The 15591-nt window shown below is 71.7% G+C and carries 12 protein-coding genes and 1 pseudogene; all 13 read left to right on the top strand.

Annotated features, from left to right (window positions below):
- Positions 1 to 386 (top strand): annotated as a pseudogene (locus AB8Z36_RS10135) (aspartate carbamoyltransferase); the annotation flags it as partial.
- A 2-nt stretch (positions 387 to 388) separates the two neighbouring features.
- Positions 389 to 1675, top strand: coding sequence for a dihydroorotase (locus tag AB8Z36_RS10130; RefSeq protein WP_369212893.1), 1287 nt, complete (start codon positions 389 to 391; stop codon positions 1673 to 1675).
- Positions 1672 to 2274, top strand: a complete 603-nt coding sequence (locus AB8Z36_RS10125) for a PH-like domain-containing protein (RefSeq protein WP_369212892.1) — start codon at positions 1672 to 1674, stop codon at positions 2272 to 2274. The genes AB8Z36_RS10130 and AB8Z36_RS10125 overlap by 4 nt, the downstream gene beginning before the upstream one ends.
- Positions 2271 to 3416 carry a glutamine-hydrolyzing carbamoyl-phosphate synthase small subunit gene (gene carA / locus AB8Z36_RS10120; RefSeq protein WP_369212891.1) on the top strand — a complete coding sequence of 382 codons (1146 nt, stop codon included), beginning with the start codon at positions 2271 to 2273 and terminating at the stop codon, positions 3414 to 3416. The genes AB8Z36_RS10125 and carA overlap by 4 nt, the downstream gene beginning before the upstream one ends.
- Positions 3409 to 6717 carry a carbamoyl-phosphate synthase large subunit gene (gene carB, locus AB8Z36_RS10115; RefSeq protein WP_369212890.1) on the top strand — a complete coding sequence of 1103 codons (3309 nt, stop codon included), beginning with the start codon at positions 3409 to 3411 and terminating at the stop codon, positions 6715 to 6717. The genes carA and carB overlap by 8 nt, the downstream gene beginning before the upstream one ends.
- Before the next feature lie 59 nt (positions 6718 to 6776).
- Positions 6777 to 7883 (top strand): quinone-dependent dihydroorotate dehydrogenase, encoded by a 1107-nt coding sequence (locus AB8Z36_RS10110; RefSeq protein WP_369212889.1) that lies wholly within the window; start codon positions 6777 to 6779, stop codon positions 7881 to 7883.
- Positions 7880 to 8725 (top strand): orotidine-5'-phosphate decarboxylase, encoded by an 846-nt coding sequence (gene pyrF / locus AB8Z36_RS10105; protein ID WP_369212888.1) that lies wholly within the window; start codon positions 7880 to 7882, stop codon positions 8723 to 8725. Before AB8Z36_RS10110 ends, pyrF begins: the two co-directional genes overlap by 4 nt.
- Before the next feature lie 289 nt (positions 8726 to 9014).
- Entirely contained in the window at positions 9015 to 9338 is a 324-nt protein-coding gene (locus tag AB8Z36_RS10100; RefSeq protein ID WP_005319887.1) for an integration host factor, read from the top strand.
- 38 nt (positions 9339 to 9376) lie between these two features.
- A complete protein-coding gene (gene gmk, locus AB8Z36_RS10095; RefSeq protein WP_369212887.1) occupies positions 9377 to 9970 on the top strand; it encodes a guanylate kinase in 594 nt (197 codons plus the stop codon).
- A gap of 60 nt (positions 9971 to 10030) precedes the next feature.
- On the top strand, positions 10031 to 10303 hold the full coding sequence (rpoZ, locus tag AB8Z36_RS10090; RefSeq protein WP_005319902.1) for a DNA-directed RNA polymerase subunit omega: 273 nt from the start codon (positions 10031 to 10033) through the stop codon (positions 10301 to 10303).
- A 97-nt stretch (positions 10304 to 10400) separates the two neighbouring features.
- Positions 10401 to 11606, top strand: coding sequence for a bifunctional phosphopantothenoylcysteine decarboxylase/phosphopantothenate--cysteine ligase CoaBC (gene coaBC / locus AB8Z36_RS10085; RefSeq protein ID WP_369212886.1), 1206 nt, complete (start codon positions 10401 to 10403; stop codon positions 11604 to 11606).
- 393 nt (positions 11607 to 11999) lie between these two features.
- The gene (gene metK / locus AB8Z36_RS10080; RefSeq protein WP_369212885.1) at positions 12000 to 13223 is read left to right on the top strand and encodes a methionine adenosyltransferase; all 1224 of its coding nucleotides are present in this window, start codon (positions 12000 to 12002) and stop codon (positions 13221 to 13223) included.
- A 103-nt stretch (positions 13224 to 13326) separates the two neighbouring features.
- Positions 13327 to 15504: a primosomal protein N' gene (locus tag AB8Z36_RS10075; RefSeq protein WP_369212884.1), complete on the top strand. Its 2178-nt coding sequence runs from the start codon at positions 13327 to 13329 to the stop codon at positions 15502 to 15504.
- Positions 15505 to 15591 lie beyond the last annotated feature (87 nt).

The raw sequence follows: 15591 nt of genomic DNA, 5'->3' as shown, positions 1-15591 counted from the left end.
CCCTGGTGCCGGTCGGCGTGGAGAACTGGCCCTGCGAGGTCAGCTACGACCTGGACAGCGTCCTCGCCAAGTCCGACGCCGTGATGATGCTGCGGGTGCAGCGCGAGCGCATGAACGCCGCGTTCTTCCCCACCGAGCGGGAGTACTCCCGCCGCTACGGCCTGGACGGCGAGCGCATGGCGAAGATGCCGTCGCACGCCATCGTGATGCACCCGGGCCCCATGGTCCGCGGCATGGAGATCACCGCCGAGGTCGCCGACTCCGACCGCTGCACGGTCGTCGAGCAGGTCGCCAACGGCGTCTCCATCCGCATGGCCGTCCTCTATCTGCTCCTTGGCGGCAACGAGCCCGCCGTCACCCACACCCGCACCGAGGAGAACAAGTAACCATGAGCAAGATCCTGATCCGTGGTGCGAAGGTGCTCGGCGGCGAGGCGCGGGACGTCCTGATCGACGGCGAGACGATCGAGGCCGTCGGCACCGGGCTCTCCGCCGAGGGCGCCACCGTCGTCGAGGCCGGCGGCAAGGTGCTCCTGCCTGGCCTCGTCGACCTCCACACCCACCTGCGCGAACCCGGCCGCGAGGACTCCGAGACCGTGCTGACCGGCACCCGGGCCGCCGCCTCCGGCGGCTACACCGCCGTGTTCGCCATGGCCAACACCTTCCCCGTGGCCGACACCGCGGGCGTCGTCGAGCAGGTCTACCGGCTCGGCAAGGAGTCCGGCTACTGCGACGTGCAGCCCATCGGCGCCGTCACCGTAGGCCTTGAGGGCAAAAAGCTCGCCGAGCTGGGCGCCATGCACGAGTCGGCCGCAGGCGTCACCGTCTTCTCCGACGACGGCAAGTGCGTCGACGACGCCGTGATCATGCGCCGCGCCCTGGAGTACGTGAAGGCCTTCGGCGGCGTCGTCGCCCAGCACGCGCAGGAGCCGCGCCTCACCGAGGGCGCCCAGATGAACGAGGGCGTCGTCTCCGCCGAGCTCGGCCTCGGCGGCTGGCCCGCGGTCGCCGAGGAGTCGATCATCGCCCGCGACGTGCTGCTCGCCGAGCACGTCGGGTCCCGCGTCCACATCTGCCACCTCTCGACCGCCGGGTCCGTGGAGATCGTGCGCTGGGCCAAGTCCCGCGGCATCGACGTGACGGCCGAGGTCACCCCGCACCACCTCCTCCTCACGGATGAGCTGGTCCGCTCCTACAACCCCGTCTACAAGGTCAACCCGCCGCTGCGCACCGAGCGCGACGTCATGGCCCTGCGCGAGGCCCTCGCCGACGGCACGATCGACATCGTCGCCACCGACCACGCCCCGCACCCGCACGAGGACAAGGACTGCGAGTGGGCCGCGGCCGCCATGGGCATGGTCGGCCTGGAGACCGCGCTCTCCGTCGTCCAGCAGACGATGGTGGAGACCGGCCTGCTGACCTGGGAGGCCGTCGCCGACCGCATGTCCGCCAAGCCCGCGCGGATCGGCGGGGCCACCGGCCACGGACGCCCCGTCTCGGCAGGTGAGCCCGCGAACCTCGTCCTGGTCGATGCCGATTACCGTGGGGAAGTGGACCCCGCGAGCTTCGCCTCGCGCAGCCGCAACACTCCCTACGAGGGCCGTGAGCTGCCGGGCCGCGTCACGCACACGTGGCTCAGGGGTCGGGCCACGCTCGTCGACGGGAAGCTCGCGTGACAACTCTTCTGCAACTGGCCGCCGAGAAGGAATCGGCGGACGTGACCGACTGGGCCGCGCGCCTCGGCTGGGTCGTCGGCCTGCTGCTCTTCATCGCGCTCGTCTACTGGCTGATGCGCGAGGGCTGGAAGTGGCGGGGCACGCTCCAGGGCGACCTGCCCGAGCTGCCCGCCGCGCCGGACGAGCCGGGCCCGGCGAGACTGGAGCTGACCGGCCGCTATCACGGCTCCACCACGGCCGGGCAGTGGCTCGACCGCATCGTGGCGCACGGCCTCGGCACCCGCAGCAAGGCCGAGCTGACGCTCACCGACGCGGGCCTGGACGTCGTACGCCCCGGCGCGGCCGACTTCTTCATCCCGGCGGCGCGACTGCGCGAGGCCCGGCTCGACAAGGGCATCGCGGGCAAGGTCCTCGCCGAGGGCGGTCTGCTGATCGTCACCTGGGAGCACGGCGAGAAGCTGCTCGACTCCGGCTTCCGCTCGGACCACGCGGCCGAGCACGCGGAGTGGGTCGAGGCCATCAACGGCATGGCAGGACCCGGCAACAACCTGATCACTACGCCAAGCACGACAAGCACGACGGAAGGCACCGCACGATGACGACCTCCACCAGGGGAGCCAGCAAGGTTCCCGCCGTACTCGTCCTGGAGGACGGCCGCATCTTCCGCGGACGTGCCTACGGGGCCGTGGGGGAGACCTTCGGCGAAGCGGTGTTCTCCACCGGCATGACCGGCTACCAGGAGACGCTCACCGACCCCTCGTACCACCGGCAGGTCGTCGTCATGACGGCCCCGCACGTCGGCAACACCGGCGTCAATGACGAGGACCCCGAGTCCAGGCGCATCTGGGTCGCCGGCTACGTGGTGCGCGACCCCGCGCGCGTGACCTCCTCCTGGCGCTCCCGGCGCACCCTGGACGAGGAGCTCGCCGAGCAGGGCGTCGTCGGCATCAGCGGCATCGACACCCGCGCGCTCACCCGCCATCTGCGCGAGCGCGGCGCCATGCGCGTCGGCATCTTCTCCGGCGAGGCGCTCGCCGACGACACGGCGCTGCTCGCCCGCGTCAAGGAGGCCCCCCAGATGGTGGGCGCGAGCCTGTCCGCCGAGGTCGCCACCACCGAGCCCTACGTGGTGCCCGCCATCGGCGGCAAGAAGTTCACCGTCGCCGCCCTGGACCTCGGCATCAAGGGCATGACGCCGCACCGCATGGCCGAGCGCGGCATCGAGGTGCACGTGCTGCCCGCCACCGCCACGCTCGACGACGTGTACGCGGTCAACCCGGACGGCTTCTTCCTGTCGAACGGCCCCGGCGACCCCTCCACGGTGGACCTGACCGTGGTCAAGGGCGTCCTGGAGCGCAGGACGCCGCTCTTCGGCATCTGCTTCGGCAACCAGATCCTCGGCCGCGCCCTCGGCTTCGGCACGTACAAGCTGAAGTACGGCCACCGCGGCATCAACCAGCCGGTGCAGGACCGCACGACCGGCAAGGTCGAGGTCACCGCGCACAACCACGGCTTCGCCGTCGACGCCCCGCTCGACAGGGTCAGCGACACCCCCTACGGACGCGCCGAGGTCTCCCACGTCTGCCTGAACGACCAGGTGGTGGAGGGTCTCCAGCTCCTCGACCAGCCCGCGTTCAGCGTCCAGTACCACCCCGAGGCGGCCGCGGGCCCGCACGACGCCGCGTACCTCTTCGACCGCTTCGTTTCCCTGATGACCGCAGAAGGAGCCCAGCGTGCCTAAGCGCACCGATATCCAGTCCGTCCTGGTCATCGGCTCCGGTCCGATCGTCATCGGCCAGGCCGCCGAGTTCGACTACTCAGGCACCCAGGCGTGCCGCGTGCTGAAGTCCGAGGGACTGCGCGTCATCCTCGTCAACTCCAACCCGGCGACGATCATGACCGACCCGGAGATCGCCGACGCCACGTACGTCGAGCCCATCACCCCGGAGTTCGTCGAGAAGATCATCGCCAAGGAGCGCCCCGACGCGCTGCTGCCCACCCTCGGCGGCCAGACGGCCCTGAACACGGCCATCTCGATGCACGAGCAGGGCGTCCTCGAGAAGTACGGCGTCGAGCTCATCGGCGCCAATGTCGAGGCCATCAACAAGGGCGAGGACCGCGACCTCTTCAAGGGCGTCGTCGAAGAGGTCAACAAGAAGATCGGTTACGGCGAGTCCGCCCGCTCGGTCATCTGCCACTCCATGGACGACGTCCTCAAGGGCGTCGACGAGCTCGGCGGCTACCCCGTGGTCGTCCGCCCCTCCTTCACCATGGGCGGCGCCGGTTCCGGCTTCGCCCACGACGAGGAGGAGCTGCGCCGCATCGCGGGACAGGGCCTGACCCTCTCGCCGACCACCGAGGTGCTCCTTGAGGAGTCCATCCTCGGCTGGAAGGAGTACGAGCTGGAGCTGATGCGCGACAAGAACGACAATGTCGTGGTCGTCTGCTCCATCGAGAACTTCGACCCGATGGGCGTGCACACCGGCGACTCGATCACCGTCGCCCCGGCGATGACGCTGACCGACCGCGAGTACCAGATCCTGCGCGACGTCGGCATCGCGATCATCCGCGAGGTCGGCGTCGACACCGGCGGCTGCAACATCCAGTTCGCGGTGAACCCCGAGGACGGCCGGGTCATCGTCATCGAGATGAACCCGCGCGTGTCCCGCTCCTCCGCGCTCGCCTCCAAGGCCACCGGCTTCCCGATCGCGAAGATCGCCGCCAAGCTGGCCGTCGGCTACACGCTGGACGAGATCCCGAACGACATCACCGAGAAGACCCCGGCCTCCTTCGAGCCGACCCTCGACTACGTCGTGGTCAAGGCCCCGCGTTTCGCCTTCGAGAAGTTCCCCTCGGCGGACTCGACCCTGACCACCACCATGAAGTCGGTCGGCGAGGCCATGGCCATCGGCCGCAACTTCACCGAGGCGCTCCAGAAGGCGCTGCGGTCCCTGGAGAAGAAGGGCTCGCAGTTCACCTTCGTCGGCGAGCCCGGCGACAAGGCCGAGCTCCTCGCCGAGGCCGTGCGGCCCACCGACGGCCGCATCAACTCCGTCATGCAGGCCATCCGCGCGGGCGCCACGCCCGAGGAGGTCTTCGACGCCACGAAGATCGACCCGTGGTTCGTCGACCAGCTCTTCCTGATCAAGGAGCTCGCGGACGAGCTCGCCGCAGCCGACCGCCTGGACGCCGACCTGCTCGCCGAGGCCAAGCGGCACGGCTTCTCCGACGCCCAGATCGCCGAAGTGCGCGGCCTGCGCGAGGACGTCGTCCGCGAGGTGCGCCAGACCCTCGGGGTGCGCCCGGTCTACAAGACGGTCGACACCTGCGCCGCCGAGTTCGCCGCGAAGACGCCGTACTTCTACTCCTCCTACGACGAGGAGAGCGAGGTCGCCCCGCGCGAGAAGCCCGCCGTGATCATCCTCGGCTCGGGCCCGAACCGCATCGGCCAGGGCATCGAGTTCGACTACTCCTGCGTGCACGCCTCCTTCGCGCTGAGCGACGCCGGATACGAGACCGTGATGGTCAACTGCAACCCCGAGACCGTCTCCACCGACTACGACACCTCCGACCGGCTCTACTTCGAGCCGCTCACCCTGGAGGACGTCCTGGAGATCGTCCACGCCGAGGCACAGGCCGGGCCGATCGCGGGCGTCATCGTCCAGCTCGGCGGCCAGACCCCGCTGGGCCTCTCGCAGGCCCTCAAGGACAACGGCGTGCCCGTCGTCGGCACCTCGCCCGAGGCCATCCACGCCGCCGAGGACCGCGGCGCCTTCGGCCAGGTGCTCGCCGAGGCCGGTCTCCCCGCGCCGAAGCACGGCACCGCGACGACGTTCGCCGGAGCGAAGGCCATCGCCGACGAGATCGGCTACCCCGTCCTCATCCGCCCGTCGTACGTGCTCGGCGGCCGCGGCATGGAGATCGTGTACGACGAGACCCGCCTCGCCGCGTACATCGAGGAGTCGACCGAGATCAGCCCCTCGCGGCCGGTCCTGGTCGACCGCTTCCTCGACGACGCCATCGAGATCGACGTGGACGCGCTCTACGACGGCACCGAGCTCTACCTCGGCGGCGTCATGGAGCACATCGAGGAGGCCGGCATCCACTCCGGCGACTCGGCGTGCGCGCTGCCCCCGATCACGCTCGGCGGCTTCGACATCAAGCGCCTGCGCGCCTCCACGGAGGCCATCGCCAAGGGCGTCGGCGTACGCGGTCTGATCAACATCCAGTTCGCGATGGCCGGGGACATCCTGTACGTCCTGGAGGCCAACCCGCGCGCCTCGCGCACCGTCCCCTTCACCTCGAAGGCGACCGCGGTGCCGCTGGCCAAGGCCGCCGCCCGGATCTCGCTCGGCGCCACCATCGCCGACCTGCGGGACGAGGGCCTGCTGCCCAAGCGGGGCGACGGCGGCACCCTGCCGATGGACGCGCCGATCTCCGTCAAGGAGGCCGTCATGCCGTGGTCGCGCTTCCGCGACATCCACGGCCGCGGCGTCGACACCGTCCTCGGCCCGGAGATGCGCTCCACCGGCGAGGTCATGGGCATCGACACGGTCTTCGGCACCGCCTACGCCAAGTCGCAGGCGGGCGCCTACGGTCCGCTGCCGACCGGCGGCCGCGCCTTCATCTCGGTCGCCAACCGCGACAAGCGCTCGATGATCTTCCCGGCGCGCGAGCTGGTGGCGCACGGCTTCGAGCTCTTCGCCACCTCCGGCACGGCCGAGGTCCTCAAGCGCAACGGCATAAACGCCACGGTCGTGCGCAAGCAGTCCGAGGGCGAGGGCCCCAACGGCGAGAAGACGATCGTCCAGCTCATCCACGACGGCGGCGTCGACCTCATCGTCAACACCCCCTACGGCACCGGCGGCCGTCTCGACGGCTACGAGATCCGCACGGCGGCCGTCTCCCGGTCCGTGCCGTGCCTCACGACGGTCCAGGCGCTCGCCGCCGCCGTCCAGGGCATCGACGCACTGGGCCGCGGGGACGTGGGCGTGCGCTCACTCCAGGAACACGCGGAGCGTCTGACCGCGGCGCGCGACTAAGGCCGACAGACCTTGGGGGACACCGATCCGGTGTCCCCCTTCTGCTGAGGACACCTCTCATGTACAAGCTCTTCTTCCACCTCGTCTTCCAGAAGATGGACCCGGAGCGGGCCCATTACCTGGCCTTCCGCTGGATCCGGCTCGCCGCCTGCGTCCCGGTGCTGCGCACCTTCGTCGCGGCCGTCCTCGCGCCGCGGTACAAGGAACTGCGCACCGAGGCCCTCGGGCTGCGGATGCACGGGCCCTTCGGGCTCGCGGCGGGCTTCGACAAGAACGCCGTCGCCATCGACGGCTTGTCGATGCTCGGCTTCGACCACGTCGAGATCGGCACGGTCACCGGGGAGGCCCAGCCCGGCAACCCCAGGAAGCGGCTGTTCCGCCTCGTCCCCGACCGCGCGCTGATCAACCGCATGGGCTTCAACAACGACGGCTCCGCCGCCGTCGCGGAGCGCCTCGCCACCCGCAGGCCGGTCTTCAGGACGGTCGTCGGCGTCAACATCGGCAAGACCAAGGTCGTCTCCGAGGAGGCCGCCGCCGCCGACTACGTGAAGTCCGCCGAGCGCCTCGCCCGCCACGCCGACTACCTCGTCGTCAACGTCTCGTCCCCGAACACCCCGGGCCTGCGCAACCTCCAGGCCACCGAGTCGCTGCGGCCCCTGCTGACCGCCGTGCGCGAGGCCGCCGACCGTGCCGTGCCGGGCCGCCGCGTACCGCTCCTGGTCAAGATCGCGCCCGATCTCGCCGACGAGGACGTCGACGCCGTGGCCGACCTCGCGGTCGAGCTCGGCCTGGACGGCATCATCGCCACGAACACCACCATCGCGCGCGAGGGCCTCGGCCTGAAGTCGGACCCGGCCCTGGTCAAGGAGGTCGGCGGACTCTCCGGCGCGCCGGTCAAGGAGCGCTCCCTTGCGGTCCTGCGCCGCCTCTACGCGCGCGTGGGCGACCGCATCACCCTCGTGGGCGTCGGCGGCGTGGAGAACGCCGAGGACGCCTGGCAGCGCATCCTCGCGGGCGCCACCCTCGTCCAGGGCTACAGCGCCTTCATCTACGAAGGCCCCTTCTGGGCCCGCGCCCTCCACAAGGGCCTCGCCGCGCGCCTGCGCACGAGCCCGTACGCCACCCTCGCCGACGCCGTCGGCGCCGACGTGAGGAAGTCCGCATGAGCGCCCTCGATCCCTTCGGCACGCGCCTGCGCCGCGCCATGGACGAGCGCGGCCCGCTGTGCGTCGGCATCGACCCGCACGCCTCGCTGCTCTCGGCGTGGGGCCTGAACGACGACATCGCGGGTCTCGAACGGTTCACCCGCACCGTCGTCGAGGCCCTCGCCGGGTCCGTCGCCGTGTTCAAGCCGCAGAGCGCGTTCTTCGAGCGGTTCGGCTCGCGCGGCATCGCCGTCCTGGAGAAGGCGGTCGCCGAGCTGCGGGCGGCCGGCGCGCTGGTCGTCATGGACGCCAAGCGCGGCGACATCGGCTCGACCATGGCCGCGTACGCCGAGACCTTCCTGCACAGGGACGCGCCGCTGTTCAGCGACGCGCTCACGGTCTCGCCCTACCTCGGGTACGGCTCCCTGAAGCCCGCCGTCGACCTGGCGCGCGAGAACGGCGCCGGGCTCTTCGTGCTCGCCCTGACCTCCAACCCCGAGGGTGCCGAGGTCCAGCACGCGGTCCGCGAGGACGGCCGCACGGTCGCCGCCACCATCCTCGGCCACCTCGCCGCCGAGAACGCCTCAGCGGCCCCTCTGGGGTCCTTCGGCGCGGTCGTCGGCGCGACGCTCGGGGACCTCTCCTCCTACGAACTGGCGGTCAACGGCCCGCTGCTCGCCCCCGGCATCGGGGCGCAGGGCGCGACCCCGGCGGATCTGCCCGGCGTCTTCGGCGCCGCCGTGCGCAACGTCGTGCCGAGCGTCAGCCGGGGGGTGCTGCGGCACGGACCCGACGTCGCGGGCCTGCGGGGAGCCGCGGAGCGCCTCGCGGACGAGATCCGGGCGGCGGTCGACGTGGCCTGAGGGAGAGGCGGGGCGACGAGCTCACGCCCTACTGACGACATGTCAGCGAAAATCGGTGCCGAAATGCCGGTTTTGTACGGCTCGACAGAGGCTGACCAGGACTTTTCGTCTGTTCTCGCTGACTCTGGCGGCCATGGCCGCTAGTCTCCGTCGAGTGGGGACACCCCCACACCCTCAAGGTAGTGGGGGGAGAACGGGCAAGCGCGTTGCACGTTGCTCCCCAGGTGTGGGGCGACTAGGTTCCTCACCGGTCCGTATCCGACAGTTCGACATCCGAGGTGACGTAGGCGTGGCTCTTCCGCCCCTTACCCCTGAACAGCGCGCAGCCGCGCTCGAAAAGGCCGCCGCGGCTCGCCGGGAGCGGGCCGAGGTCAAGAATCGACTCAAGCACTCCGGTGCCTCTCTTCACGAGGTCATCAAGCAGGGCCAGGAGAACGATGTCATCGGCAAGATGAAGGTCTCCGCCCTCCTGGAGTCCCTGCCGGGCGTGGGCAAGGTCCGCGCCAAGCAGATCATGGAGCGTCTTGGCATCTCCGAGAGCCGCCGCGTGCGTGGCCTCGGCTCCAACCAGATCGCGTCTCTTGAGCGCGAGTTCGGTGGTGGCGCTGCCTGACGTTCTCAGGCACTCCTGAGAACCTGGATAATCGCTGCATGGCTGCAACATCCCGGGGGACGACCCCCGTACCCCCGGACGTACGTCCGCGGCTGACCGTGCTCTCCGGCCCCTCCGGGGTCGGCAAGAGCACGGTCGTCGCTCATATGCGCAAGGCGCACCCCGAGGTCTGGCTCTCGGTCTCCGCCACCACGCGGAAGCCGCGGCCCGGCGAGAAGCACGGCGTGCAGTACTTCTTCGTCTCCGACGACGAGATGGACAAGCTGATCGCCAACGGCGAGCTCCTGGAGTGGGCCGAGTTCGCGGGCAACCGCTACGGCACCCCGCGCGATGCCGTGCTCGAACGCCTGGAGGCGGGCGAGCCCGTCCTCCTGGAGATCGATCTCCAGGGCGCGCGCCTGGTGCGCGAGTCCATGCCCGAGGCGCAGCTCGTCTTCCTCGCCCCGCCGAGCTGGGAGGAGCTGGTCCGCCGGCTCACCGGCCGGGGCACCGAGGCGCCCGAGGTGATCGAGCGCAGGCTGGCCGCGGCAAGGATCGAGCTCGCGGCCGAGGCCGAGTTCGACACGACCCTGGTCAACACCTCCGTCGAGGACGTGGCCAGTGAGCTGCTAGCCTTGATGCGAGTTCTTTAGATCTTCACCGTTGTCCTGATTCCGCTCAGGACGGCATCTGACCCCATCGGAAGGCAGAGAGTGTCCTCTTCCATCACCGCGCCCGAGGGCATCATCAACCCGCCGATTGATGAGCTGCTCGAAGCCACCGACTCGAAGTACAGCCTCGTGATCTACGCCGCCAAGCGCGCGCGCCAGATCAACGCGTACTACTCGCAGCTCGGTGAGGGCCTCCTGGAGTACGTCGGCCCCCTGGTGGACACGCACGTCCACGAGAAGCCGCTCTCGATCGCGCTCCGCGAGATCAACGCGGGCCTGCTGACGTCCGAGGCCATCGAGGGCCCGGCGCAGTAAGGGATCCGTCACCTTCACCACAGGCCCGGCAGTACGACTGCCGGGCCTGTGGTGTGTCATGGAGCAGTAGGCATCCGAGTGCGGGGAGACGAAGGCAGTGGCCGAGAAGCCGAAGGTGGTCCTGGGAGTCAGCGGCGGTATCGCCGCCTACAAGGCGTGCGAGCTGCTGCGGCGGCTGACCGAGTCCGGCCATGACGTGCGCGTGGTGCCGACGGACTCGGCGCTGCACTTCGTGGGCGCCGCGACCTGGTCCGCGCTCTCCGGGCACCCCGTGTCGACCGGGGTCTGGTCCGACGTCCACGAGGTGCCGCACGTCCGCATCGGGCAGGGCGCCGACCTGGTGATCGTGGCGCCCGCCACCGCCGACATCATGGCCAAGGCGGCCCACGGCCTCGCCGACGACCTCCTGACCAACACGCTCCTCACCGCGCGCTGTCCCGTGGTCTTCGCCCCCGCGATGCACACCGAGATGTGGGAGCACCCGGCCACCCAGGAGAACGTGGCCACGCTGCGCCGCCGCGGCGCCCTGGTCGTCGAGCCCGCGGTCGGCCGCCTCACCGGCGTCGACACCGGCAAGGGGCGCTTCCCCGACCCGGCCGAGCTCTTCGAGGTCGCACGCCGCGTCCTCGCCCGCGGTGACCTGGTGCGGGACCTCGCGGGCCGCCATGTCGTGGTCAGCGCGGGCGGCACCCGCGAGCCCCTCGACCCGGTCCGCTTCCTCGGCAACCGCTCCTCCGGCAAGCAGGGGTACGCGCTGGCCCGCAGCGCCGCCGCGCGCGGCGCCCGCGTCACGCTCGTGGCGGCCAACGCGGCGCTGCCCGACCCCGCGGGCGTGGACGTCGTACCAGTCGGTACGGCCGTGCAGCTCCGCGAGGCGGTCCTGAAGGCGGCGGCCGACGCCGACGCCGTGGTGATGGCGGCCGCCGTGGCCGATTTCCGCCCCGAGACCTACGCGGCGGGCAAGATCAAGAAGAAGGACGGCGAGGAGCCCGCGCCGATCGCCCTGGTCCGCAATCCGGACATCCTCGCCGAGATCGCGGGGGAGCGGCCGCGCTCGGGCCAGGTGGTCGTGGGCTTCGCGGCCGAGACGGACGACGTCCTCGCCAACGGCCGCGCGAAGCTCGCGCGCAAGGGCTGCGACCTGCTGGTCGTCAACGAGGTGGGCGAGCGCAAGACCTTCGGCTCCGAGGAGAACGAGGCCGTGGTGCTCGGCGCCGACGGCAGCGAGACGCCGGTGCCGTACGGACCCAAGGAGGCCCTCGCGGACACGGTGTGGGACCTCGTCGCGCGGCGGCTGACCTGAGGCCGCGGCGGGGCCGGTGACCTCAGGGGCGGCGGAGCCGGTCGTTCCGCCGCCTTTCACCTTCTGGCGGAACTCGTCGGAACTCGGCGGAACGCGGCGGAACTCGGCCAGGTTTCGACGCGTTACTTGACGGAGTCTTCCTCGCGAGGGCTCAATGTCACTTTCCTCCCGCCAGGGGCCGCGATACCGGGATAAAGCGGGCGCGTGGCCCTCTGGTGGATACTGATCGACGTGACGCACAATGCAGTGCCGCAGGTCACAGGGCTCCCAAGTGGCGAGACATGTGCTCCGGCGGACGAGCGTGACCGATAAACTGGTCTCGGACGAGCCGGGCGCAGCTCCCGGCCGCCCGCCAATGATCAGCCAGCAGCCGCTGCAACCACAGGGAGCGATGTGTCCCGGCGCCTCTTCACCTCGGAGTCTGTGACCGAGGGTCACCCCGACAAGATCGCTGACCAGATCAGCGACACCATTCTCGACGCGCTTCTGCGGGAGGACCCGACGTCCCGGGTCGCCGTGGAGACGCTGATCACCACCGGCCTCGTCCACGTGGCCGGTGAGGTCACGACGAAGGCGTACGCGCCGATCGCGCAGCTCGTGCGCGACAAGATCCTTGAGATCGGTTACGACTCCTCGAAGAAGGGCTTCGACGGCGCCTCCTGCGGTGTCTCGGTGTCCATCGGCTCGCAGTCCCCCGACATCGCGCAGGGCGTCGACACGGCCTATGAGGAGCGAGTCGAGGGTGCCTCCCGCGGAGAAGGAGGGGACGACCTCGACAAGCAGGGCGCGGGCGACCAGGGCCTGATGTTCGGCTTCGCCTGCGACGAGACCCCGGAGCTCATGCCGCTCCCGATCCACCTCGCGCACCGCCTCTCGCGCCGCCTGTCCGAGGTGCGCAAGAACGGGACGATCCCGTACCTGCGCCCCGACGGCAAGACCCAGGTCACCATCGAGTACGACGGCGACAAGGCCGTCCGTCTCGACACGGTCGTCGTCTCCTCGCAGCACGCCTCGGACATCGACCTGGACTCGCTCCTCGCTCCCGACATCCGCGAGTTCGTCGTCGAGGCCGAGCTGAAGGCCCTCCTGGAGGACGGCATCAAGCTCGACACCGAGGGCTACCGCCTCCTGGTCAACCCGACCGGGCGCTTCGAGATCGGCGGCCCGATGGGCGACGCCGGCCTCACCGGCCGCAAGATCATCATCGACACGTACGGCGGCATGGCCCGCCACGGCGGCGGCGCCTTCTCCGGCAAGGACCCGTCGAAGGTGGACCGCTCGGCGGCGTACGCCATGCGCTGGGTCGCCAAGAACGTGGTCGCGGCCGGTCTCGCGGCCCGCTGCGAGGTCCAGGTCGCCTACGCGATCGGCAAGGCCGAGCCCGTCGGCCTCTTCGTCGAGACCTTCGGCACGGCCACGGTCGACACGGACAAGATCGAAGCGGCGATCAGCGAGGTCTTCGACCTCCGTCCCGCCGCGATCATCCGCGACCTCGACCTGCTCCGCCCGATCTACTCGCAGACCGCCGCGTACGGCCACTTCGGCCGGGCGCTCCCCGACTTCACGTGGGAGCGGACGGACCGGGTGGACGCGCTGCGCAAGGCGGCCGGGCTGTAGTCCCGACGCCCTCCGTCAGCCGGGGCCCGGCTCTCCCCCCGGGGGAGGGCCGGGCCCCAGTGCGTTCTCGGCGGTGTCGGACCCGTCTGGTAGGAATGCTGCTGTGAGCAGGGAGAACGGGGCCGGTGTGGGTGAAGGCGGAGGTGGGGTGCCCGAGCCCGAGCAGCTCGCGCTGATTCGGGACAGTGTGCGCCGGGCCAAGGTGCCGCGCGCCAAGCCGCGGACGTGGCGGGGAGCCGCGCTGGCCAAGGAGCTGCCCGTGGCCCGGGTCCTCGTCGACAAGGGCGTGCTGCACCTCGACCGCTACTTCGACTACGCGGTGCCCGAAGAGCTGGACGAGGCGGCCCAGCCCGGGGTGCGGGTCAGGGTCCGCTTCGGGGCCGGATCGCGCAACGTGCGCGAGGGGCGGCGCGAGGGCGGCGGGCTGATCGACGGATTCATCGTCGAGCGCTGCGCCGAGACGGACTACACGGGGCCGCTGGCCGCGCTGGCCCACGTCGTCTCCCCGGAGCCGGTGCTCGACGCGGGACTGCTCGGGCTGGCCCGGGCCGTCGCCGACCGGTATGCCGGGAGCCTCGCCGATGTGCTCCAGCTCGCGATACCGCCCCGGCACGCGCGGGCCGAGGCGCGGGCCGCCGTCGCGCCCCCGGCGCCGCCCGCCGCGCCCGACGCGGGGAGCTGGCGGCGTTATGGCCATGGGGAGGAGTTCCTCTCCGCGCTCGCCTCGGGGGCGTCGCCGCGCGCGGTGTGGACCGCGCTGCCCGGACCCCAGTGGGCCGAGGAGATCGCCCGTGCCGTGCGGGCGACGCTGGCCTCCGGCCGGGGGGCGCTCGTCGTCGTGCCGACGGGACGGCCCGCCGCGCGCGTGGACGCCGCGCTGACCGAGCTCCTCGGCGAGGGTCAGCACGCGCTGCTCACCGCCGACGCCGGGCAGGAGCGGCGCTATCGCGAGTGGCTCTCCGTGCGGCGGGGTGAGGTGCGTGCCGTGGTCGGGACGCGGGCCGCCATGTTCGCCCCGGTGCGCGACCTCGGCCTGGTGGTCGTGTGGGACGACGGGGACTCCAACCACAGCGACGACCGGGCCCCCTTCCCGCACGTCCGCGAGGTGCTCGAACTGCGGGCCTCGCGGGAGAAGTGCGGGTTCCTCGCGGGGAGCTGGAGCTGCACGGTCGAGGCCGCCCAGCTCGTCGAGAGCGGATGGGCCGCGCCGCTCGTCGCCGACCGCGAGCAGGTGCGCGGGGCCGCGCCCGTGGTGCGGACCGTGGGCGACGGCGACCTTGCGCGGGACGAGGCGGCGCGGGCCGCGCGGCTGCCCACGCTGGCCTGGCGTGCCGTGCGGGAGGGGCTCAAGCACGGGCCCGTCCTGGTGCAGGTGCCCCGGCGCGGCTATGTGCCGCGCCTCGCCTGCGAGCGCTGCCGGGAGGCCGCGCGGTGCCGCCGCTGCGCGGGGCCGCTGGAGGCGCAGGACAGCGGGTCCGCGCTGCGGTGCGGCTGGTGCGGCGAGGAGGAGGCCGCCTGGCACTGCGGGGAGTGCGGCGGGTTCCGGCTGCGGGCCCAGGTCGTGGGGGCGCGGCGGACGGCGGAGGAGCTGGGGCGGGCCTTTCCCGCCGTGCCGGTGCGGACCTCGGGGCGCGAGCAGGTGCTCGACACCGTCCCGGGCACGCCCGCCCTGGTGGTGAGCACGCCGGGGGCCGAGCCCGTCGCCGAGGGCGGCTATGCGGCGGCGCTGCTTCTCGACGGCTGGGCGATGCTCGGGCGGCCCGATCTGCGGGCCGGGGAGGACGCCCTGCGCCGCTGGATCGCCGCCGCCTCGCTCGTACGGTCCCAGGGTGCGGGCGGCACGGTGGTCATCGTCGCCGAGCCGACGCTGCGGCCCGTCCAGGCGCTCGTGCGGTGGGACCCGGTCGGGCACGCGGTGCGGGAGCTGGGGGAGCGGGCCGAGCTGGCCTTCCCGCCGGTCTCCCGCATGGCGGCGGTCTCCGGCCCGCCGGACGCCCTGAACGACTTCCTCTCGGGCGCCGAACTCCCGCCGGAGGCCGTGGTGCTCGGCCCCGTCCCGGTCCGTGACGCCGGTCCGGGCTCCGCACGGCGTCCCGGCGCGCCGCCCGCAGGTGACCAGGGGGAGCGGGTACTGATCCGGGTCCCCCCGGGCAGCGGCGCCGCACTGGCGGCAGCCCTGAAGGCGGCCCAGGCCGCCCGCATGGCCCGCGGCGCGAAGGGCACCCGCGAGGGCCAGACGGAGCCGGTGCGCGTACGAGTGGACCCGCTGGACATCGGCTGAGCTGAGGGGGACCGGCTGGCACCGGGTTCTCGCWCGCGGGGCAKSGSCCCTGCCTCGCGAGCCGGTGAAGCACCCCCGCCCCCACGC

This window comes from Streptomyces flavofungini, assembly GCF_041028215.1.
In the GTDB taxonomy this organism is placed as follows: Bacteria; Actinomycetota; Actinomycetes; order Streptomycetales; family Streptomycetaceae; genus Streptomyces; species Streptomyces flavofungini_B.
The sequence above is the reverse complement of the archived record's forward strand: the minus strand, read 5'-3'. Positions and strand labels throughout refer to the sequence as shown.